Here is a 21,965-nt window from a genome sequence, read left to right on the forward strand (position 1 = left end):
CGCTGAACAGCGTCTGGCGACCTGCTGACGATAATGTAAGTCTCACCCGCCCATCTTACCCTCTCCGTCCTTATTCACCCCCGCGTTAACCATCTGTGCCCAAACGAAGCCGCATCGGCGGGCTCAGCTATAGTTAGGAGGGACACTGACAGGGAGATGAGGATGAGTAAGGTAAAACGTAAGATTGAAGACCACGGCGTCATCGGTGATTTGCGCACCTGTGCGCTGGTCGCGAATGACGGCACCATTGATTATCTCTGCTGGCCGGAACTCGACAGCCCGTCGGTGTTTGCCGCCCTGCTCGATAGCGATGATGCCGGCCTTTTCTCCCTGGCCCCTGACTGGCCCAATGCGCGGCGTCAGCAGCTTTACCTGCCCGATACCAATATTCTGCAGACCCGCTGGCTGGATGATGAGGGCGTAGCGGAAATCACCGACTACATGCCGATTTGTGATGATAAGAACAAACTGCCGCGCCTGATCCGCCGGGTCAAAATGATCCGCGGCAGCGCAACCTTCCAGCTGCACTGTTCACCGCGTCATGACTATGCCCGGGCGCAGACCCGTGCCGAAGCGCACAACGGCTGCATCGACTTCCATGCCGAAGGCCAGCCGTCATTGCGCCTTGCGGCCTCCGTGGTCATGACGCTGGAGGATGACAGCGCCACCGCCCACTTCACATTAAAGCCCGGCGAACATGCGCAGTTTGAATTTGGCAGCGTGGATGATGCACATATCGAAGCGCTGGCGACCGAACACTGTTTCGAAGAGACGCTTAACTACTGGCGACGCTGGAGCGCCCACAGCACCTATCAGGGACGCTGGCGCGAGATGGTGCAGCGTTCGGCGCTGGTCCTGAAGCTGCTGACTTCACATCAGCACGGCTCGATTGCGGCGGCGGCAACCTTTGGCCTGCCTGAAGAGCTGGGCGGCGAACGCAACTGGGACTATCGCGCCTCCTGGATCCGCGACGCCTCGTTCAGCATGTATGCCCTGATGCGGCTGGGCTACGTCGATGAAGCCAAACACTTTACCCACTGGGTTGGACGCTGTGTTGAAAACAGCCATCACGATGAGATGCGCCTGCAGGTGATGTACCGGCTGGACAGCGGTACCGAGCTACATGAGATGGAGTTACTCAATCTCTCCGGCTATGCCGACTCCCGTCCGGTTCGCATCGGCAATGACGCCTGGCAGCAGACCCAGCTCGATATCTATGGCGAGCTGATGGATGCGGTTTATCTGGCCAATAAGTATGGTGAGGCGATCTCTCAGCGCGGCTGGGAGCATGTGGTCAAAATGATCGACTGGCTGTGTGATAACTGGAATCAGCCCGATGCCGGTATCTGGGAGATGCGCGGCGAGCCGGAACACTTCCTGCATTCGCGTCTGATGTGCTGGGTGGCGCTGGATCGCGCATTGCGACTGGGCATGAAGCGATCCCTGCCGATGCCTTACGAACGCTGGGATCGGGCGCGTCGGGAGATCCGCGAAGATATCTGGGCAAACTTCTGGAACAGTGAACGCGGCCATTTCTCTGCCACCCGTCATGGGGAACATCTTGATGCCTCCATGCTGCTGATGCCGCTGGTGCGCTTCGTCGGTGCCACCGACCCGGACTGGATTGCCACGCTGGATGCGATCAAAACCAATCTGGTCAGCGATGGTATGGTGCGGCGTTACAACACGCATGAAACACCGGCCGATGGCCTTAAGGGATCGGAAGGCTCTTTTGGTGCCTGTTCATTCTGGTATGTCGAGTGTCTGGCGCGCGCAGGCCGGATTCAGGAGGCGCATTTTGAGTTTGAGAAGCTGCTGAGCTACGCCAATCCGCTGGGCCTGTACGCCGAGGAATTTGACAGCCACGGTCATGCGCTGGGCAATACGCCGCAGGCGCTGACGCATCTGGCGTTAATCAGTGCCGCCTTTTTCCTGAATCGCAAACTCAGTGGTGAACAGACGCAGTGGCAACCTTAGTCAGCGATAAGCCCGGAAAGCCCCATTTTTAGCGCCCTGCTTTCCGGAAATGCGCTAACATCCGCGGTGAATTTACGTAAAGTATTGCAGGCAGGTTAAAATCCCGATTCACAACGTCAGATTAATGAACATATAATGCGCAGCAGGTCACATTGGCCAGCATGAATTCGACACATAGACCAGCCTGAAATATGGCGATAAAGACTTGTAAAATATGAAAATTATTCGCGCTTTCGCTTCAATCGCTCTGGCCCTGGCAGCGTTCAGCCAGTCAGCCTTTGCTGTGGTTTACCCGTTACCGCCGGCCAACAGCCGTCTGATCGGGGAAAATATTGAAATTACGGTTCCTGAAGACAGCAAGCTGCCGCTGGAAGCTTTTGCGGCGCAGTACCAGATGGGCCTCAGCAATATGCTGGAAGCTAATCCGGGTGTTGACGTTTATCTGCCTAAAGCTGGCAGCAAAATGATCATCCCACAGCAGCTGATCCTGCCTGACGCACCGCGTGAAGGCATTGTGATTAACAGCGCGGAGATGCGTCTCTATTACTATCCGAAAGGTAGCAAAACCGTGGTGGTGTTGCCAATTGGTATCGGTGAACTGGGTAAAGATACCCCGATTAACTGGACCACAGCGGTAGAACGTAAGAAAGATGGCCCGACCTGGACGCCAACCAAAGGTATGCACGCGGATTACGCGGCACGCGGTGAAACGCTGCCAGCCGTGTTCCCGGCAGGCCCGGATAACCCAATGGGGCTTTACGCGCTCTATATCGGTCGTCTCTATGCGATTCATGGCACCAACGCCAACTTCGGTATCGGCCTGCGCGTGAGCCACGGTTGTGTGCGTCTGCGCGCTGACGATATTAAGTGGCTGTATCAGAACGTGCCGGTCGGCACGCGCGTACAGTTCGTTGACCAGCCGGTAAAAGCGACCGTAGAGCCTGATGGCTCACGGTACGTTGAAGTGCATAACCCGCTGTCGACCACCGAAGAGCAGTTCAACTCACGTGAACTGGTGCCGATTACGCTGACGCAGGCCGTAAGCAAAGTGCTGGTTGATGCCAGCGTCAATCAGGATCAGGTTAACGGCGCTATTCAGGGCCGCACCGGTATGCCGGTAAAAGTGAACGGTGTGGAAAACAACATCCAGACCGCACCTGTCCCGGCGCCGGAAAACCCGCAGGCTGCACCACAGGAAGAACCGATGACGCCGGTGACCCCACAGGGTGCCAGCAGTGATGCCGCGCAGCCACAGCAGCCGACCACTGAGCCAGCCGCACCGGCCGCTCCGGTAACACCAGCAGCACCGGCAGCCGCGGCCAATACCAGCTCGTAATTGCCGCCCTGCTTTTAGAGGCCGGCGCCTGTCGCTGGCTTTTTTATTGCCTGAATTAGGTCTATAGCGCTCATCTGGCCAGTTAAAGGAGATCATCAACTGCGCCGGTCTGAATGCAACACTGGCCATTCTCTGATTGTCTTTGTATACGCTGTTCCAGTTACCCGAAGTGAATATATCTTCAATCCGCATTAAAAATATCAGGAACGTTACCATTGGCCGTAAGGGTATTTTTTTCCTTTGATAAAAATCTCAGTATCTTTGCCGTATTCATAGCCGTCAGAAAAACGTGTAATCCCTTTACAGATATCCAGCTTATCTCCGGATAAAGTTTTCAGGACGGACGGTGTAATGCGATAATTAGGCTCAAACCCGATACCTTTTAGCCATACCGCTACCTTCCCCTCCGGAGCCAGGCCAATCTGGATGGTGTCATAGGTATTATTATAGGGGTCCGTTTTCCCACTGGCACTGTTCATCTTTTTTACGATGACATCAGGGACAGTCAGATGGGTCTCATACACTTTCTTATCAATTACCGAGTCCCAGCAAAAGATAAAATGTTTAGGGGGGCGATCAATATGATTCCAGTAGCCACCAGAGGCACGATCTTTATCATTCCACTTACCGATAACCTCAGGCAGTGCAGAAGTACTGTTAAGTGTATTAAAGCGATAAATCGTCCCATCAGCACCCTGAATCACGGCAAATGTCACCAGAGCAGGTAACGCTTTTGGCGTGAAGAAATTGAATTTCCACTCTGAGGGAGCATCAGTTTTGACCACTGCCGGACCCGTCTGGCCTGCACTGTGACAGCCAGTCAGTATCAGAAGTGTAATAAGTCTCGCCATGCGTCTTATTTCCATATTTTATTGCCGTCCATATCGTAAACCGTACGCTGCCAGCGTTCGTCCAGCCGGTTAGTAAATGTCACAAGCTTTGCCGGTTTGACTGCACTGCTGACTCTTCTTTAACAGTTTCACTAACCACCCTTTTAAAATGGCTGAAATGACTATCTTTCAGCCAATTAATTAAATATCGGGATCGTTACCATCGGCCGTAAGGATATTTTTTCCCTTTGATAAAATCAGGTGTATCTCCATAATATTTATATCCATTTGGATGTTTGGTTATTCCTTTACAGATATCCAGTTTGTCTCCTGAGACGGTTTTCAGAATTGATGGTGTGATACGATAATTAGGCTCAGATCGGATCCCCTGCAACCAGACGGCTACCTTTCCCCCCGGAGCCAGACCGATCTGTACTCTGTCGTAATATGCTTTTTTCCCCCAATAGTCTTTCTGCCCGGCCGGCCTGAGCATTTTCTCCAGATCGGCTTTAGGAATAGTCAGGGCCGTCTCATACACTTTTTTATCGATAATTGAGTCCCAGCAGAAAATAATATGCTTTGGCGGGCGCTCAACGTGATTCCAGTAGCCGCCAGGCGCACGATCTTTATCGTTCCATCCACCGATTACTTTAGGCAGGTCGGGAGTGCTGTTCAGCGTGTTAAAGCGATAAATCGTACCTTCAGCATCTTGTACAACGGCGAACGTCACTAATGCCGGTAGCGCTTTTGGGGTGAAAAAATCAAAGGTCCATTCTGCTGGTTCACCATTCTGAGGAGAATCATTTGTGTGTGCTTCTACCTGACAGCCAGTCAATACCAGAATAGTAAGGAGCCCTGCCATACGTTTTATTTCCATATTTTATTTCCGTCCATATCGTAAACCGTACGCTGCCAGCGCTCGTCCGGTCTGTTAGTAAATGTCACAAGCTTTGCCGGTCTGACTGCACCGCTGACCCTTCCTTCACTGTCTCTAAGTACGCTGTTCCAGTTAGCCGAGCAGTGAATATACTTCTCGGCCAGCATCAGAATTTCCGGTGTAGTAAATCCCTGTACGAATTGACTATTCCGAACCGCACGCCCCATGACAATCGCTTTTTCACTCAGTCCATTCATTTCTGCACCCAGCGCAAAATCAGGATTGGTTTCATCGACAGGTTCAAACACCACACCGGCATCCTGCGCCGCATCAAGCATCACCCGCAGCGCCACCTTCGACCAGTCATTGCGGGTTAGTCTGTCAATAACCAGCGCCGCACCGCTGCGCTTTTGTAGTGTGCCGTAACGATCGGCTGGCATTCTGTCGTCATGCCAGACATCTGCATTGACCTCCACCGCATTCAGCAGCGGCGCTATCGCCGGATAGCCGTCCATCGTTTTAAGCTGCGCGCAGGTCTGCCGATAAATCCGCGTTTCTGTATCGGGAGTTGAGAGTGGTACAGTTTCGAACTCCGGCCGGGTAAGGAAACAGGCTTCGCGTTCTTCAGGATTGTAACCTCCGCCAATGTCGGAATGCGCACCGGGAAGAGCCAGCTCAGGCCAGGCTGGTTTGACGCTGTTCAGTGCAAAGTTAAAGCGGCATTCGTGCTGCGCGGTGATATGAAATACCTTTTCCGCCACGCCCGGACGCAGTACCAGATTCACCTCACCTGTATCTGCGCTGTGCGGGTTCAGGCCGTTAACCGGCGTTCCGATGGCCGCCACGGTATCGAATATTCCCAGAAATCGGGTTCTACCGCCGGGGGTGCCGGAGAACTCAACATCACCCAGCCCGATCTTAATTGCCGAGATAATGGTCCTGTCCTGGCTGAATACCCGGTTGGCAAAATGCCGCGCCGCCGCAGCGCCACGGCTGAAGCCAAAAATATCAAACTGCAGCTCTTTAATAATGCAGGTACGGGCTTCATCGTACCTATTCAAATAGCCCTGAATACCGTTAATCAGCGCCGAAACAGCCTTATCAGTTTTTTTCACCACGCCGGTATCTCCCCGGCCCGTTCCCATACCATAAGCGTTGTCACCCACCCCGTCTTCCGTGCCTATACCCTCGATATAAATAGCGTACTGTCCTCCCCCCGTATCAGGCGTTACATCTTGCTTATATAGCGTGTTGAGCCAATGCACATTGGTGTAATAGCCAAGATAACTTCCGGCAGCGGTTCCATTTACTCCGCGATTCAGTCGTATGCACTGCTGCAAAACGGACTTAGACTCCGCATCGTTCATTCCGAAATGTGCGCCGGTACAGACAGCCTGACGGTCGGTTGTGTTATTCGCATTGTTGCCCGTTCCATCAAAGAACACACCGATGGTGAGCGTGATTTCCCGTTTCTTCTTCGCTGCCTGTGCACGCTGTTCTGGATCTGACTGCTGTGCTTTTCTCTCCGCAGCCTCAGCCCGTTCGGCTGCACGGCCAGCGTTGCAGTCGATCTCGTAAGTGTGCGTGCTGACGGAGGGAATAAAACGGGCACGACAGGGGCAAGGAGCTGTAACTGTGAAGAGAGCCCGCCCACTCTTTCAGGACACCATTCACCTCATAGGTGTCCCCCATCCCCCCACAGACGCGAAACCGTCCTTCATGTTTACCGCAGGTCACCGGGTCGCCCTCCCGGACCTGCTGGCGCTCGATGCCGCCGATGGTATACGTTTCATCAGACGCGCCGCTAAGAATCCGTCCGCCGCAGGTGGTTTTATCCAGGTGATATAAAAAAAATCCTTCAGTCATAATCCCTCATGAACTTTATGGCTATTAAGTAAACGCATCATACCTTAATTATGACTTAACCCAAATTACAGGCTTCTGTTAGCGGTCCCAGTGCCTGAATGTGGCATCGCTGTTAATGGTGTTAGCTTTTAATATCGCCATCAGGTAAAGAAACTTTTCCGCAAGACCTGCCATCATTAATCTGTCATAGAAAGCGCGTATCACACTCCGTTAACCCGATGCAAATCAGCATCCGGCATCAGCCACGTGAGGTACACCATGAGCGAAAACAGTCTCTCCTCCTCATCAGCCCGGGGACGCCCCGATTTCAACGGCAAGGGCAGTCGCTTCAGTAAGCCGCTGTTTTTCATTCTGCTGGTCGCCGGACTGGCGTTCGCCGGACTTAACCTGGTCAATGATGTTGAAGAAACCAATATGCCGGTCACCAGCTATCTGCCGTTCTTTCTGCTGGGACTGGCGCTGCTGATTGCGCTCGGCTTTGAGTTCGTCAATGGCTTTCACGATACCGCCAACGCGGTCGCCACGGTAATCTACACCCATTCGCTGACGCCCGGCGTGGCGGTAGTCTGGTCCGGTTTCTGTAACTTTATGGGCGTGCTGCTCTCCAGCGGCGTGGTGGCGTTTGGCATTATCTCGCTGCTGCCGGTCGAGCTGATCCTGCAGGCCAGCAGCGGCAACGGCTTTGCCATGGTCTATGCGCTGCTCTTCTCCGCCATTATCTGGAATCTGGGCACCTGGTATTTCGGTCTGCCCTCGTCGTCGTCGCATACGCTGATTGGCTCAATTATCGGCGTTGGGGTGGCTAACGCCATGCTGCACGGCCGCAGCGGACTGAGCGGCGTGGACTGGGATCAGGCACTTAAGGTCGGCTATGCCCTGCTGCTGTCGCCGGTGGTCGGTTTTGTCTGCGCCGGGCTGCTGCTGTGGGTGATGAAGATGTTTATCCGTAATCGCCAGCTTTATCAGGCGCCGAAAAGTGACCAGCCGCCGCCGGTCTGGATCCGTGGTCTGCTGATCCTGACCTGCACCGGCGTCTCCTTTGCGCACGGCTCCAACGATGGACAGAAAGGAATGGGGCTGATTATGCTGATCCTGGTGGGCACTATGCCGATCGCTTACGCCCTGAACCGATCGCTGCCGGCCGATCAGATCCCACGCGTGGCCGCACTGACCGAGGTGACCGCCCATCAGCTGCTGCAACTGCAACCGGCGACGGCACATCCTCCGGCGGCGCGCGACGTGCTGACCGGTTTTGTCGGCAGCAACCAGATGAATGCCGGGGTGTTACCGGCGCTGGCCAGGACGCTTAACGAGGTGGGCGATCAGATTCGCCGCTACGGTTCGATGGATAACATTCCTGCCCAGGCGGTGACCAACACCCGCAATCAGATGTATCTGGCCTCGGAGTCGATTAAGCACCTGCAGACCGCAAAGGTCACACTGCCGCAGGAGACCGAACGCAATCTGAAAGCGGTGAAAACTGAACTCGATAGCGCCACCCGCTTTATTCCGATGTGGGTGAAAGTGGTGGTGGCAATTGCGCTGGGGCTGGGCACCATGGTCGGCTGGCGCAGGATTGTGGTGACGGTGGGAGAACGCATCGGGAAAACCCATCTGAGCTATGCCCAGGGTGCCAGCGCCGAGCTGGTGGCGATGATGACCATTGGCGCAGCCGATGGCTTTGGCCTGCCGGTGTCAACCACCCATGTATTGTCGTCCGGCGTAGCAGGCACCATGGCGGCCAACCGCTCTGGTCTGCAGTTTTCAACCCTGCGTAATCTGGCTGTGGCCTGGGTATTAACGCTGCCGGTCTCCATTCTGCTCTCCGCCCTGCTCTACTGGGCGTTTACCCATTTCTGATAGTCAGCGCTCACCACCGGTCAGGTGGTGAGCCGTTGCTGCGTATAAAGCCGCAGCGTAATCAGCAGCGCGCCCAGTACCATTACGGCGGCAGCCAGATAGACCGACTGCATCCCCCAGTGTCCGATAAACAGTCCCGCCACCGGGCCGGTTAAGCCCAGCCCCAGATCGAGAAACGCGGAATAGGTGCCCAGCGCCGAACCCTGATCCTGACGCTCAACCCGTTTTACCGCCTCAACGCCCAGCGCCGGGAAGACCAGCGAAAAGCCGCTGCCGGTGAGAAACGCGCCCGCGCCTACCAGCCAGGCGCTGTCAGCCTGCCAGATAATCAGCAGTCCCAGACACTCCAGCAGAAAAGAGAAAAGTGACACGCGCAGTCCGCCAAAGCGAGTAATGAAGCGACCAAACCCCAGCCGCACCAGCACAAACCCCAGACTGAACAGTGTCAGCGCATAGGCCGCGCCCTGCCAGTCACGGCTGGCAAAATAGAGAGTGATAAAGGTGGCGATGACGCCAAAGCCGATAGTGCCGAAGCCCAGCGCCAGGCCATAAAGCCAGACGCGGGAGAAGACGCGATGAAAGGGAATGCGCTCACCCACGCTGACGGTGACCGCCGGTTTGCGGCTGGCCATCAGATACCCGACGACGCCCATCAGCGCAATCAGTCCGGCAAATCCGCTCATGCCAAACTGACTGTTCAGCAGCACGCCCAGCGGCGCACCAACGGCCATCGCCAGATAGGTGGCGACGCCGTTCCAGGAGATGACGCGCGCGGTCTGCAGTGGCCCGACGATGTTCATACCCCACAGGGTTGAGCCGGTGCTGCTGAAGCTTTCCCCCACGCCGAGAAACAGTCGCCCGATAGCCAGCAGCGCCAGGCTCAGCCAGGGCCAGCTGCTCAGCAGTGCGGCCACGATAGTCAGCACCCCGCTCATGCCGCAGCAGATTAGTCCCAGCATCACCACCCGTTTTGGCCCCAGGCGATCGGCGAGACGGCCCGACTGTGGACGGCTGAGCAGCGTCGCAAAATATTGAATACTGATAATCAGACCAGCAATAAAGGAGCTGAAACCAAGCTGATTTTTGACGAAGCCCGGCAGCACGGCCAGCGGCAGTCCGACAGAGAGATAGCAGAAGAAGGTGAAGATAATAACGGAGAGGATTCGTTTGTTGAGCTGACTGTTGCTCAACACAGCGTTGTCAGACATAGCAGGCTTGTGGTGTGGGAAATTTTGCCCACTATACCGTCAGGCTGCTAAAGGGTCGCCTGATTTTTTATCACAAACCATGAACATGTGCATGACGGTCAATCGCCTGCGCGATGTCACCCGAGTTTTTTAACGCACGGATTTCACTGAATAAGCCATCGGCTTCGCCGTACGCTTTGCGCAGATAACCGAGCCACTGTTTGATACGCGCCACGTGATAGAGGCCGGTATCGCCCTGCTTCTCCAGCCGACTATATTTTTGCAATAACCGCACCACATCGGGCCAGGCCATCGGCGGCTCATTGTATTTTACGACCCGGCTCAGGTTGGGGATGTTCAGTGCACCGCGGCCAATCATCACCGCATCGCAGCCGGTTACCGCCATACAGTGTTGCGCGCTTTGCCAGTCCCATATTTCGCCATTGGCAATCACCGGAATGCGCAGCCGCTGACGAATGTCGCCAATCGCCTGCCAGTTGATCGCTTCTGCGCGATAGCCCTCTTCTTTAGTGCGCCCATGTACTGTCAGCTCGCTGGCACCGGCCTGCTGGACCGCGTCGGCAATCTCCAGGCTGCGGGCGCTGGAATCCCAGCCGAGCCGCACTTTTACCGTCACCGGCAAATCGGCAGGCACCGCTTCACGCATCGCTTTCGCGCCGCGATAAATCAGATCGGGATCTTTCAGAAGGGTTGCACCGCCTCCGCTGCCGTTGACCAGTTTAGAGGGACAGCCACAGTTGAGATCAACACCCCAGGAACCCAGTTCCACCGCGCGTGCGGCGTTCTCGGCTAACCATTCGGGATGCTGCCCCAGCAGCTGCATACGCACCCGCGTGCCGGATGGCGTACGGCTGCCGTGATGCAGTTCGGGGCAGAGACGGGTGAAGGATTTTACCGGCAGCAGTTGATCGACTACGCGCAAAAACTCAGTGATGCAGAGATCGTAGTCATTCACTTCCGATAGCAGCTGGCGCACCAGTGAATCCAGCACGCCTTCCATCGGAGCCAGTAAAACCCTCATACTCAGACGTTTCCGGTGCGCTTCGGAGCCGGACGACGCGGACGGGCTGCGGGCTTATCGCCCTGAGGCGCAGCCTGGCTCTGACGACGCGCCTGAGGACGTTTGTCGCCGGATGAAGATGAACGCGCTGCGCCTGCACCCTGTCCGCCCTGACCACGCCCACGACCGCCGCCACCTGCACCGCCGCGAGACTGCTGCTGACGACCGTTGATGATCGGCTCCGCTTTGATGCTCGGATCGGGTTCATAACCCTCAATCGCCAGACGCGGGATTTCACGCTTCAGCAGACGTTCGATATCACGCAGCAGTTTGTGCTCATCGACGCAGACCAGCGACAGTGCGACACCGGTTGCAGCCGCACGGCCGGTACGGCCAATACGGTGAACGTAATCTTCGGCGACGTTAGGCAGCTCGTAGTTCACGACGTGTGGCAGCTCTTCGATATCCAGGCCACGGGCCGCGATATCGGTCGCAACCAGCACGCGAATGCCGCCTGACTTAAAGTCGGCCAGCGCACGGGTACGGGCACCCTGGCTCTTATTGCCGTGGATCGCGGCAGCGGTGATGCCATCTTTGCCCAGCTGCTCGGCAAGGTGGTTAGCGCCGTGTTTGGTACGGGTAAAGACCAGCACCTGCTGCCAGTTACCTTCGCCGATCAGCTGCGACAGCAGTTCCCGCTTACGTTTCTTATCAACGAAATGCACCTGCTGCGCCACCTGCTCAGAAGCGGTGTTGCGGCGAGCCACTTCAATCATTTCCGGGTTGGTCAGCAGTTTTTCCGCCAGGCCTTTGATCTCATCCGAGAAGGTGGCCGAGAACAGCAGGTTCTGACGTTTAGCCGGCAGACGGGCCAGCACGCGACGGATGTCGTGGATAAAGCCCATATCCAGCATACGGTCCGCTTCATCCAGCACCAGAATTTCGACCTGTGACAGGTCAACGGCATTCTGTTGCGCCAGATCCAGCAGGCGACCTGGCGTGGCGACCAGCACATCGACACCGCCACGCAGCTTGACCATCTGTGGATTGATGCTGACGCCACCAAACACCACCAGCGAACGCAGCGAGAGATATTTGCTGTAGTCGCTGACGTTTTCGCCGACCTGCGCCGCGAGTTCACGGGTCGGGGTCAGGATCAGAGCGCGTACCGGGCGACGGCCGCGTACGGGCGTCGCGGTGGCAGAGAGTTTCTGTAACAACGGTAAGGTAAAGCCGGCCGTTTTGCCGGTGCCGGTCTGGGCACTCGCCAGCAGATCGCGGCCTGCCAGCACCACAGGAATCGCCTGGCGCTGGATAGGTGTAGGTTCGCTGTAGCCTTGTTCGGCAACCGCGCGCAAAATATCGGCACTCAGGCCGAGAGAGTCAAATGACATTACGTGGTTTACTCCGGTCCGCTCTGGCCGTGATTCACGGTGTAGTTTTCAGAGGGATAGTGACGGCAGCTGGGGCTGACGCGTGAAAAGGGCACAAACTACGATGCGTAAGCGGGCGAGTGTAGCAGCTTTAAATGAAGTGTGCGAGATAGCTCACATTTACTGACATAACTTAACGGTGCAGAAACAGGAAGGCCACCTCGCGGTGGCCTTCAACTTAACTACGTTTATTTTCGATGCGCCGCGGTGGCTCTTTCGCCAGCAGCGAAACCAGCGCCGGACCCAGCAACATCACTACGCCGAGACAGGCCAGCAGCAGGTTGTTGTGGTAAATCCGCGACACAAGGAACAGCGTCATCATGGCGGCGCCAAAGTAGTAAGTGGTGGTCGCTTCTTCAAGATAATCGCCGAGCGTACGTAAACGGGCGATACGCTGTGTCACCAGCATGGCAACAAAAACCAGTGCGTACATCGCCACCAGCGTGCTGCAGACATCAACCAGCGCCTTGTGTTTCCAGCCCCAGATCAGCGCAGCGATCACCAGCAGATGCATAGCGATATGCAACAACGTCTGACCCGTGATGATTTGAATACGATTAGACCATTTCATTCAATTCTCCTGGCAGACCCAACAGGTCGCCCAAGTGCTACCGGCACAAGCCGGAAACGGTTTCCTCAATGTAAAACAATTTTCGGATAACGCCCTAAATATCGCGCTCTCTCACCACCCATTTGTGACAAAGACTACACTTTGATTCTATTGATGATGAAAAGGAGTGCGTCGCGAGTATGCCACAAAATGCGCAAGGATTTTCAATAAAAGTCCTGACGATCAATACACACAAGGGGTTCGCTCCGTTTAATCGCCGCTTCATCCTGCCGGAATTGCGCGAAGCCGTTCGCGCAACCTCGGCGGATGTGGTCTTTCTCCAGGAGGTAATGGGCACACATGCCATCCACTCCCTTAACCATGAAGAGTGGCCTGAATCGCCTCATTATGAGTTTCTGGCCGACACCATGTGGAACGATTTTGCCTATGGCCGCAATGCGGTCTATCCGGAGGGGCATCACGGCAACGCGGTGCTGTCACGCTTCCCGATAACCGACTATGAGAACCGGGATATCTCGGTGGCAGGCAGTGAAAATCGCGGCATGCTGCACTGTCAGATCTCCCTGCCCGAGCCGCACGGCACGCTGCATGTCATTTGTGTTCACCTGGGTCTCAAAGAGGCGCATCGTCACGCGCAGATGAAGAAGATCTGTGAAATGGTCAACTCGCTGCCGCCCGACGCGCCGGTCGTCGTGGCAGGCGATTTTAATGACTGGCAGAGACGTGCGAACGCCATTTTAAAACAGGGCGCAGGCCTGAAAGAGGTATTCAGTATGAAAACCGGACGCCCGGCGCGCACCTTCCCGGCGCGCTTCCCGCTCTTGCGGCTTGACCGCATCTATGTGCGCAATGCTACCGTCAGTCATCCGTGGGCACTGCCGCGAAAACCCTGGTCCCATCTTTCCGACCATGCGCCGCTGGCGGTGGAGATTCATCTATGAATTTTAACTGGCAGGAAGGCAACCGGCTGCTGTTGCTGGAAAATGGTGAAGCGTTTTTCCCGCGCGTCTTTGGTGCGATCCAGCGGGCAGAACGCTCAGTTCTGATCGAAACCTTTATTCTGTTCGAAGATGAGGTCGGTAACGCCCTGCATCGTGAGTTGCTGGCAGCGGCCCAGCGCGGCGTGCGGGTCGAAGTGATGGTCGATGGCTACGGCTCCGCTGAACTCTCTGACAAATTTGTGAACAGCCTGACCAGCGCGGGCGTGCGTTTCATCTACTACGATCCGCGTCCGCTGGTGATGGGGATGCGTACCAACGTCTTCCGCCGTCTGCACCGTAAAACGGTAGTGGTGGATGACGTGGTCGCCTTTGTTGGCGGTATCAACTTCTCGGCCGAGCACAATACTGATTACGGCCCGGAGGCGAAGCAGGATTACGCCGTGCAGGTAAAAGGCCCGGTCGTGGCAGACATCGCCCGCTATCTGCAACAGGCGATTGGCAGCGAGCAGCACACCCGGCGCTGGTGGGGATCGCGTTCTCATCGTCCGGCGGTGAATGCTAAACCCGGCGATGCCCAGGTCCTCTATGTCTTTCGTGATAACGACGAGCATCGTGACGATATCGAAGTGCATTATCTGGAGATGCTGCGCGAGGCGAAGCGCGATGTGATTATTGCCAACGCTTACTTCTTCCCCGGCTACCGGCTTCTGCGTGAGATGCGCAATGCCGCGCAGCGTGGCGTCAGGGTACGGCTGATCGTGCAGGGTGAGCCGGATATGCCGATTGTGAAAGTGGGCGCGGAGCTGCTCTACAACTATCTGGTCGATGGTGGCGTGGAAGTCTACGAATATATCCGTCGTCCGCTGCACGGCAAGATCGCCGTAAAAGATGATTACTGGGCCACTGTCGGCTCCAGCAATCTCGATCCGCTGAGCCTCTCTCTGAATCTGGAAGCTAACCTGATCATCCACGACAGGCCGTTCAACCAGACGCTGCGTGACAACCTCGAAGCGCTGCTGGCTAACGACTGCCAGCGCGTGCAGGAGGATCGTCTGCCGCCGCGCAACTGGTGGCAACTGAGTAAAAGCGTGGTGGTATTCCATTTCCTGCGCCATTTCCCGGCCATCGCGGGCTGGCTTCCGGCGCACACACCGCTGCTGGCTCAGGTCAGCGCCCCGGTACAGCCTGAAATGGAGACGCAGGATCGTGTAGAAGCAGACAACCCGGGAGCAAAATCCTGATGGCAAAAAAACATCCACGCTGGCAACTGGCAAAAAAAATCCTCACCGTGCTGTTTTTCGTCGCGGTGGTGGTTCTGCTGGTGGTTTATGCCCGCAAAGTGAACTGGGAAGATGTTTACGACGTCATCGTTAACTACAACCGCTTTGTCGTCCTGACCGCCGCCGGACTGGTGGTGCTGAGTTACCTGGTATACGGCTGCTATGACCTGATTGGCCGCGCCTACTGCGGTCATAAGCTGGCGAAGCGACAGGTCATGCTGGTGTCGTTTATCTGTTACGCCTTTAACCTGACGCTGAGTACCTGGGTGGGCGGCGTCGCCATGCGCTACCGGCTCTATTCCCGCCTCGGCCTGGACAGCGGCACCATCACCCGCATCTTCTCACTAAGCATCGCGACTAACTGGCTGGGCTATATTCTGCTGGCGGGCGTGGTGTTCAGCGCTGGCATGGTCTCTATCCCCGGCGGCTGGTTTATTGGTGAAACCACGCTGCGGCTGATTGGTGTGGTTCTGCTGGTGCTGGTGGCGGTTTACCTCTGGGCCTGCGCCTTCTCGAAGCAGCGTCGCTGGACCATTAAAGGCCAGACGCTGCAGCTGCCTTCGCTGCGCATGGCACTGCTGCAGTTTGCGGTTTCCTGCGCCAACTGGATGGTGATGGGGGCGATTATCTGGCTGCTGCTGGGACGAGACGTCGGTTATCCGATGGTGCTGGGCGTGCTGCTGATCAGCAGTATTGCCGGGGTAATCATTCATATTCCGGCGGGCATTGGGGTTCTGGAAGCGGTGTTCCTGGCACTGCTCAGCGGTCAGCACGCTTCGCATGGCACCATTATCGCAGCGCTGCTGGCCTATCGCGTGCTCTACTTTATCCTGCCGCTGCTGTTAGCGCTGGTGCTCTATCTGGGGCTGGAGAGTCGGGCGAAGCATCTGCGTCAGAAGAACGAGCAGAAGTTACAGAAGTCATAATAAAAAAGGGGGAGGCGCAACCTGTGCGTCTCCCCCTTTTACACCGAAAATTAGCGGCGGTTACCGAAAATCCGCAGCAGCATCAGGAACAGGTTGATGAAGTCGAGATAGAGCGTCAGTGCGCCCATAATCGAGTAGCGACGCAGGTTTTCCGTGTCGCGGGCATTGATCTGCTCACCGATGTTTTTCAGCTTCTGCGTGTCATAAGCGGTTAATCCCACAAACACCACCACACCGATGTAGGTAATCGCCCACATCAGCGCCGGACTTTTCAGCCAGAAGTTCACCAGCGACGCCAGCACAATGCCTATCAGTGCCATAAACAGCAGGCTGCCAAAACGGCTCAGGTCGCGTTTAGTGGTATAGCCGTAGAAGCTCATCGCGCCAAACATCCCTGCCGTGACAAAGAAGGTGCTGGCGATGGAGGAGTAGGTGTAGACCAGGAAAATACTCGCCATGGTAATGCCGGTCAGCGCTGAATAGAGCATAAACAGCCCGGTGGCTACGGCCCCGCTCAGACGATGCACCATGCCTGACAGGAAGAACACCAGCGCCAGCTGCGCGATAATCAGCCCGAAGAAGGTAATGCGATTGGCAAACACCAGCTCCATGACTGCGGGCGTGCGCGCCGCGAACCAGGAGACAAATGCGGTCAGTAACAGACCGCAGGTCATCCAGCCATAGACCTGCGCCATATAGGCTTGTAAACCGCGAGATGCGGGTTGAACGATGGAATCATTGCGTGGATATCGGTCCATGATGCACCTCTTGTTGAACGGATGAACAGCTCCCTGCCGGGAGCCATGCCAGAGTTAAGTGTGGCACAGCTCAGCTCAACTGTGCCACAACATGCCGGTTAACGCCGCGACAGACACTGCTGATAACGGCTGTCGACGCGCTGCGCAAACCACGCCGTCGTCAGATTACGGGTAATTTTCGGGCTTTCCAGCTTGATGCCCGGCAGCATTTCGCGCGGCAGCTTACGACCCGCCATTTTATCCGCCAGGGCAAAGACCTGTTTCCAGAGTTCACTGTCGCTGAATGATTCTTTCTCTCCTTTCTCCAGGTCGCGGCGAATGGCGCTGTTGCTCATATCGATCTGCTTCGAGAGCGTGCGCACAGCCAGTTCGGTACCGCCTGCCGCGTCTGAGCCATAGAGGATCAGGTCGCCATCCAGCGCCAGCTTCATGCCGGTAGCCTTTGACACTGCCGCCTGAAACGCCGCGTTGCGGCTGGCGTACCAGCCCGCATTGTAGTCGGCAAAGCGGTAGAGCGGCTGGCTGTAGTCAGCCGGGTAGCCAAGCAGGTGCATGGTGCCGAAGTAGATCCCGCCGTGACGGGTAAAGACTTCGCGCCGGATCGTGCCATCTACCGGCCACGGGTAGCCTTTGGCGTGCGCTTCGGCAAACGCAATGCTGACCTGCATCGGCCCGCCAGTGTGGATCGGGTTGAGATTGCCGAACAGCGTCTGGCCCATCGGCACCATATCGATCAGGTCATCGAAAATGGCGCTGAGATCTTTTTCACTGCGCACTTTATCGAGCCGGGCCGCATAGCTTTCGCCGGTCGGCGATTTAATCAGCAGCGCGGTGCGAACCAGGAAGGCCGGCACATGCACCTGCGCCGCACGGCGGTTGATCTCACCCCAGGCGATTTTCGGCAGTCCCGGCACGGCAGCTTCGGCGCTGAAGTTGCTCTCCTGATCCGCCACGGCAATCACCGCGCAGAGGTTACTGGCGCTGGGTTCGATCTGCTGCGTGCGGAAGGTGGTGTAGATATCGTCGCTCCAGGCCGCTTTATTGCTGACGTGCGACGGCAGCAGCCGCTGGATCTGTGCTTTGACATCTTCAGGCTGCCGTACGGGCGCCTCCAGGGTTTTCTTGCTGCTACAACCCGCCAGCACCAGTGCGGCGACCAGTGTCAGACGTTGCAGAATCGGGGTGGATGACATGCCTGTCCTCAGAATGAACCAAAACCCTACTCTATCATCGCCAGAGTTACACAGGCAGGAGAGAACTGAACTAAGGTTACCTTTTTTAACGTTAAAGGAACTTACGATGTTTAAACTCTGGCCTGCTGCGGCATTCAGCCTGTTATTAACCGGCTGCGGCGCTAATAATACGCCTGCCCAGGTGCAGTCACCGGGCGCGCCCACCTCCTCCTCGCTTAAAGTACTGGAGACCGGCGCCAGCGTGATGCAGTCACGTCCGCCCATCGACGCCATCAATACCTATCTCGATGGCTTCCATTTTTATAATGGCGACAAGAACGGTCAGATGGAGGCGCACCACTATGTCACCGTGCTGAACGACGATGTGATGCAGGCGGTGATTTACGACGGCAACACGCGCGACGCGCGGCTGATGGGCGTGGAGTACATCATCAGTGAACGGCTGTTTAAGACCCTGCCGCCCGAAGAGAAGAAGCTGTGGCACAGCCATCAGTATGAGGTGAAGTCCGGCACGCTGATTGCGCCAGGCTTACCGAAAGTTGCCGACCATGCGCTGATGACGCGCATCGTGAATACCTATGGCAAAACCTGGCACACCTGGCACACCGACCGCGACAAAACGCTGCCGATCGGCATTCCGGCGCTGATGATGGGCTTTACCGAAGATGGTCAGCTGGATTCCCGGCTGCTGGCGGATCGCGATCGTCGCTTTGGCGTGGACAGCAAACAGATCCGGGCCGATCGGGCGGATATCGTCGCGCATCCGGCGGCACCTGGTGCCAACGCGTGGGAAAAGGGTCAGGTCATCCAGCTGAAGCGTACCAGTGGCGGCGGTGAGCACAGCCACGGTCAGACCGGCTTTGGCCCGGCAGAGCAGCTGAAGCAACCTTAAGCGATGGGATGTGCAGGCCTGGGCGGGCAGGCGTCCAGAGAAAACTCAGCGGGCAGAAACCCTCCGGCCCGCTGAGCCATAATGTCGTCTTAGTCCCAGCGCCGGGCCGCCTGATGGTCGCTGTCGCGGGCATCCACCCAGCGATCGCCCTGCTCTGTCGCTTCGCGCTTCCAGAACGGCGCGCGGGTTTTCAGATAATCCATGATGAACTCCGCGGCAGAAAAGGCGCTGCCGCGATGGGCGCTGGTAACGCCCACCAGCACGATCTCATCGCCCGGAAACAGCTCGCCAACGCGGTGGATTACCGTAACGCGCTGCAGCGGCCAGCGTTCACGCGCCGCATCCACAATCTCCTGCAGCGCTTTCTCGGTCATGCCGGGATAGTGTTCCAGCGTCAGCGCCGCCACGTCTGCACCCAGGTTGTGATTACGCACTTTGCCGGTAAAGGTCACTACGGCACCATCTTCGTCACAGGCCGCCAGCCAGCGATACGCTTCCGCCATATCAAAGGGTGCGGGACCGACGCGAATCTCTGTTTCCATCTCAGCCTCCGGTCACGGGCGGGAAAAAGGCCACTTCATCACCGGCGTGCAGCGGGTGACTCATCGGCACCAGCGTCTGATTGACAGCCGCCAGCAGTTTGCCCGACTCCAGCGCCAGTGCCCAGCGATCGTCACGTTCAGCCAGCGCAGCGCGCAGCGCGGCCACATCCGGATACTCCGCACCGACCTCAAGCGATGCGGTGCCGGTCAGCTCACGCACCTGGGCGAAAAACAGCACCTTAATCATGGGCGACCGCCTGAAAATCACCGCTTTTGCCGCCGCGCTTGCTGATTAACCGCAGCTGATCAATGACAATATCTTTCTGAACCGCTTTGCACATGTCGTAGATGGTCAGCGCGGCAACCGAGGCGGCCGTCAGCGCTTCCATCTCGACGCCGGTTTTGCCGGTCAGGCGACAGAGCGAGGTGATGCGAACCCGATTATGGTCCTGTTCCGCTTCAAGGTTCACTTCCACTTTGCTCAGCATCAGCGGATGACAGAGCGGGATCAGCTCCCAGGTGCGTTTTGCTGCCTGGATCCCGGCGATGCGCGCGGTGGCAAAGACATCCCCTTTGTGGTGGCTGCCTTCCATAATCATCTGCAGCGTTTCCGGCTGCATCAGCACCAGCACTTCGGCACGTGCTTCGCGCACGGTTTCAGCCTTGGCGGAGACATCCACCATGTGCGCTTCGCCCGCGGCGTTAATGTGTGTGAGTTGAGACATACTTACCGTTTTTTCAGATGTGAGACAAAATTACAGGGCGCGGTGCGTACATCAAGCTGGTCAGCAATAATGCGCTCCCAGGCGGTGCGACAGGCGCTGGTGGAGCCCGGCACGGCCAGGATCAGCGTCCCGTTAGCCAGACCGGCAATGGCGCGCGACTGCAGCGTCGATCCGCCAATCTCTTCATAGGAGATCATCCGGAACAGTTCGCCAAACCCGTCGATTTCGCGGTCAAACAGCGGCAGCAGCGCTTCCGGCGTGCTGTTTTTCAGGTTAAAGCCGGTGCCGCCATTAATGATCACCACCTGTACATCGTCACTGGCGATCCAGCGCGATACTGTGGCGCGAATGCGGTAGAGATTATCCGGCACGATGGCGTGATCGACGACGTCATGGCCCGCTTCTGCCGCCGCCTCGCGCAGATAGTCGCCGGAGGTGTCGTTGCTGGCATCGCGACGGTCTGACACCGTCATCACCGCAATCTGCACGGCCTGAAATTCGCTGGCTGGTTTACCCATACTTCCTCCTGAAATTAGCCACCAATGTAAGAGAGATTCTGTGTGATGCCGGTGTTGCCCTGATGCAGGAAGTGCGTCTGTTTCTTCTGCCCCAGGCTGCTGGCGATGCGCGCCTGCAGTTCGGCCTGCTGCGCATCGGATGCCAGCAGGTCGCGCAGCGGCACACCGCCGTCACCAAACAGGCACAGGTGCAGATTACCCTGCGCCGATACACGCAGACGGTTGCAGCTGGCACAGAAATCTTTGGCGTAAGGCATGATCAGGCCAATCTCGCCGACATAATCGGGATGGTAAAAAACCTGCGCCGGGCCGTCGCTGCGTCCGCTTTCGCGCCGCTGCCAGCCCTGGGCGATGAGTTGATCGCGGATCACCATGCCGGACACATGCTGATCGCGGAACAGCGTGCCGCCGTCGCCGGTCTCCATCAGTTCGATAAAGCGCAGCTGAATCGGACGGGTGCGGATCCAGTCAAGAAAAGTCGCCAGATTACGGCTATTGAGATCGCGCATCAGCACGCTGTTGACTTTGACCTGGCGAAAACCGGCGTCCAGCGCCGCGTCGATGCCGCTCATCACCTGATGGAATTTATCCTGGCCGGTGATGGCGTGAAACTGACGGGCGTCCAGGCTGTCGACGCTGACGTTAAGTGCGGTCAGACCCGCATCACGCCACTGCTTCACGTCGCGGGCCAGCCGGTAGCCATTGGTGGTCACTGCGATCTGGCGGATAGAGGCGTTTTCACGCACTGCCGCAATGATGTCGGTAAAATCACGGCGCAGCGACGGCTCACCGCCGGTCAGCCGCACTTTTTCGGTTCCGGCTGCGGCGAAGGCCCGCGTGACGCGGCGGATTTCATCCAAAGAGAGAAAGCTTTTGTTACGAATTCCCTGCGGTTTGTAGCCATCAGGAAGACAGTAGGTACAGCGGAAATTACAGACATCCGTGACCGACAGGCGCAGGTAATAGAACTTACGCGCGTATGCATCAGTAAATTGTGACACCAGAACACCTTTCCAGATTGGGAGATGCAGTCATTTCTTCCTGCACCCTGGCAGCTCGATGGCTACGGCCTGAACCCCCTATCCGCAGACTTAGGCATTCAGGCTTGAGTGTACGCTGACCCGTTGATCAGCGCGGTAAACATGATGGTAGCGTGAATTCCGCCACTCTTCCATTTGCTCTTTTCGCTATATATTCTTATACATATCGAATTTTCACCGCATTTTCGCGAC

The 21,965-nt window shown here is 56.8% G+C and carries 20 protein-coding genes, 1 pseudogene and 1 riboswitch; of the genes and pseudogenes, 7 read left to right on the forward strand and 14 right to left on the reverse strand.

Annotation, left to right across the window (positions count from 1 at the left end):
• The first annotated feature begins 162 nt into the window (after positions 1-162).
• Together ACTJKZ_RS08410 and ACTJKZ_RS08415 are read left to right on the forward strand one after the other, a co-directional pair.
• Complete coding sequence (locus ACTJKZ_RS08410) at positions 163-1,977, forward strand: glycoside hydrolase family 15 protein (protein WP_161736217.1); 1,815 nt, start codon at positions 163-165, stop codon at positions 1,975-1,977.
• 214 nt (positions 1,978-2,191) lie between these two features.
• The gene (locus ACTJKZ_RS08415; protein WP_222924312.1) at positions 2,192-3,313 is read left to right on the forward strand and encodes a L,D-transpeptidase family protein; all 1,122 of its coding nucleotides are present in this window, start codon (positions 2,192-2,194) and stop codon (positions 3,311-3,313) included.
• 209 nt (positions 3,314-3,522) lie between these two features.
• On the opposite strand, the gene ACTJKZ_RS08420 is transcribed toward ACTJKZ_RS08415, so the two are convergent.
• From ACTJKZ_RS08420 to ACTJKZ_RS08430, 3 genes and pseudogenes are all read right to left on the reverse strand, one after another.
• Positions 3,523-4,179 (reverse strand): DUF2931 family protein, encoded by a 657-nt coding sequence (locus tag ACTJKZ_RS08420; RefSeq protein WP_222924313.1) that lies wholly within the window; start codon positions 4,177-4,179, stop codon positions 3,523-3,525.
• Between the two features lie 181 nt (positions 4,180-4,360).
• Entirely contained in the window at positions 4,361-5,020 is a 660-nt protein-coding gene (locus ACTJKZ_RS08425) for a DUF2931 family protein (protein ID WP_222924314.1), read from the reverse strand.
• Positions 5,011-6,886 (reverse strand): annotated as a pseudogene (locus ACTJKZ_RS08430) (phospholipase effector Tle1 domain-containing protein). The gene ACTJKZ_RS08425 and the pseudogene ACTJKZ_RS08430 overlap by 10 nt, the downstream one beginning before the upstream one ends.
• A 258-nt stretch (positions 6,887-7,144) precedes the next feature.
• Here ACTJKZ_RS08430 and ACTJKZ_RS08435 point away from each other — a divergent pair.
• Complete coding sequence (locus ACTJKZ_RS08435; RefSeq protein ID WP_222924316.1) at positions 7,145-8,746, forward strand: inorganic phosphate transporter; 1,602 nt, start codon at positions 7,145-7,147, stop codon at positions 8,744-8,746.
• A 20-nt stretch (positions 8,747-8,766) separates the two neighbouring features.
• Here the strand turns inward: ACTJKZ_RS08435 and ACTJKZ_RS08440 are convergent, their stop codons facing one another.
• From ACTJKZ_RS08440 to ACTJKZ_RS08455, 4 genes are all read right to left on the reverse strand, one after another.
• Positions 8,767-9,954 carry an MFS transporter gene (locus ACTJKZ_RS08440; protein ID WP_161736220.1) on the reverse strand — a complete coding sequence of 396 codons (1,188 nt, stop codon included), beginning with the start codon at positions 9,952-9,954 and terminating at the stop codon, positions 8,767-8,769.
• A gap of 70 nt (positions 9,955-10,024) precedes the next feature.
• Positions 10,025-10,975, reverse strand: a complete 951-nt coding sequence (dusC, locus tag ACTJKZ_RS08445; protein WP_161736221.1) for a tRNA dihydrouridine(16) synthase DusC — start codon at positions 10,973-10,975, stop codon at positions 10,025-10,027.
• A 2-nt stretch (positions 10,976-10,977) separates the two neighbouring features.
• Positions 10,978-12,348: an ATP-dependent RNA helicase RhlE gene (gene rhlE / locus ACTJKZ_RS08450; RefSeq protein ID WP_253421374.1), complete on the reverse strand. Its 1,371-nt coding sequence runs from the start codon at positions 12,346-12,348 to the stop codon at positions 10,978-10,980.
• A 217-nt stretch (positions 12,349-12,565) separates the two neighbouring features.
• Positions 12,566-12,958: a YbhQ family protein gene (locus tag ACTJKZ_RS08455; RefSeq protein WP_031594396.1), complete on the reverse strand. Its 393-nt coding sequence runs from the start codon at positions 12,956-12,958 to the stop codon at positions 12,566-12,568.
• Positions 12,959-13,137: 179 nt separating this feature from the next.
• Here ACTJKZ_RS08455 and ACTJKZ_RS08460 point away from each other — a divergent pair, with 179 nt between their 5' ends.
• From ACTJKZ_RS08460 to ACTJKZ_RS08470, 3 genes are read left to right on the forward strand one after another with little or no spacing between them, the layout of a single operon-like run.
• Positions 13,138-13,899: an endonuclease/exonuclease/phosphatase family protein gene (locus ACTJKZ_RS08460; protein ID WP_440829447.1), complete on the forward strand. Its 762-nt coding sequence runs from the start codon at positions 13,138-13,140 to the stop codon at positions 13,897-13,899.
• A complete protein-coding gene (gene clsB, locus ACTJKZ_RS08465; protein ID WP_161736223.1) occupies positions 13,896-15,140 on the forward strand; it encodes a cardiolipin synthase ClsB in 1,245 nt (414 codons plus the stop codon). Before ACTJKZ_RS08460 ends, clsB begins: the two co-directional genes overlap by 4 nt.
• Positions 15,140-16,105, forward strand: a complete 966-nt coding sequence (locus tag ACTJKZ_RS08470; protein WP_222924320.1) for a lysylphosphatidylglycerol synthase transmembrane domain-containing protein — start codon at positions 15,140-15,142, stop codon at positions 16,103-16,105. The genes clsB and ACTJKZ_RS08470 overlap by 1 nt, the downstream gene beginning before the upstream one ends.
• 50 nt (positions 16,106-16,155) lie before the next feature.
• Here ACTJKZ_RS08470 and ACTJKZ_RS08475 read toward each other — a convergent pair whose 3' ends face one another.
• Both ACTJKZ_RS08475 and ACTJKZ_RS08480 read right to left on the reverse strand, forming a co-directional pair.
• Positions 16,156-16,863: a Bax inhibitor-1/YccA family protein gene (locus tag ACTJKZ_RS08475; RefSeq protein ID WP_285086102.1), complete on the reverse strand. Its 708-nt coding sequence runs from the start codon at positions 16,861-16,863 to the stop codon at positions 16,156-16,158.
• 98 nt (positions 16,864-16,961) lie between these two features.
• A complete protein-coding gene (locus ACTJKZ_RS08480; RefSeq protein WP_440829448.1) occupies positions 16,962-18,056 on the reverse strand; it encodes a DUF1615 domain-containing protein in 1,095 nt (364 codons plus the stop codon).
• 106 nt (positions 18,057-18,162) lie between these two features.
• Between ACTJKZ_RS08480 and ACTJKZ_RS08485 the strand changes: the two genes are divergently transcribed.
• Positions 18,163-18,948, forward strand: a complete 786-nt coding sequence (locus ACTJKZ_RS08485; protein ID WP_440829449.1) for an OBAP family protein — start codon at positions 18,163-18,165, stop codon at positions 18,946-18,948.
• Positions 18,949-19,037: 89 nt separating this feature from the next.
• On the opposite strand, the gene moaE is transcribed toward ACTJKZ_RS08485, so the two are convergent.
• From moaE to moaA, 5 genes are all read right to left on the reverse strand, one after another.
• Complete coding sequence (gene moaE / locus ACTJKZ_RS08490; protein WP_161736227.1) at positions 19,038-19,490, reverse strand: molybdopterin synthase catalytic subunit MoaE; 453 nt, start codon at positions 19,488-19,490, stop codon at positions 19,038-19,040.
• A 1-nt stretch (position 19,491) separates the two neighbouring features.
• Entirely contained in the window at positions 19,492-19,737 is a 246-nt protein-coding gene (moaD, locus tag ACTJKZ_RS08495) for a molybdopterin synthase sulfur carrier subunit (protein ID WP_161736228.1), read from the reverse strand.
• The gene (gene moaC, locus ACTJKZ_RS08500; RefSeq protein WP_161736229.1) at positions 19,730-20,215 is read right to left on the reverse strand and encodes a cyclic pyranopterin monophosphate synthase MoaC; all 486 of its coding nucleotides are present in this window, start codon (positions 20,213-20,215) and stop codon (positions 19,730-19,732) included. The genes moaD and moaC overlap by 8 nt, the downstream gene beginning before the upstream one ends.
• Before the next feature lie 2 nt (positions 20,216-20,217).
• Positions 20,218-20,733, reverse strand: a complete 516-nt coding sequence (gene moaB, locus ACTJKZ_RS08505) for a molybdenum cofactor biosynthesis protein B (RefSeq protein ID WP_440829450.1) — start codon at positions 20,731-20,733, stop codon at positions 20,218-20,220.
• Between the two features lie 14 nt (positions 20,734-20,747).
• Positions 20,748-21,734 carry a GTP 3',8-cyclase MoaA gene (gene moaA, locus ACTJKZ_RS08510; RefSeq protein ID WP_161736231.1) on the reverse strand — a complete coding sequence of 329 codons (987 nt, stop codon included), beginning with the start codon at positions 21,732-21,734 and terminating at the stop codon, positions 20,748-20,750.
• Positions 21,724-21,857: riboswitch (molybdenum cofactor riboswitch) on the reverse strand. It overlaps the preceding gene by 11 nt.
• Positions 21,858-21,965: the final 108 nt, after the last annotated feature.

This window comes from Pantoea sp. 22096, assembly GCF_052045955.1.
Classification (GTDB): domain Bacteria; phylum Pseudomonadota; class Gammaproteobacteria; order Enterobacterales; family Enterobacteriaceae; genus Pantoea; species Pantoea alfalfae.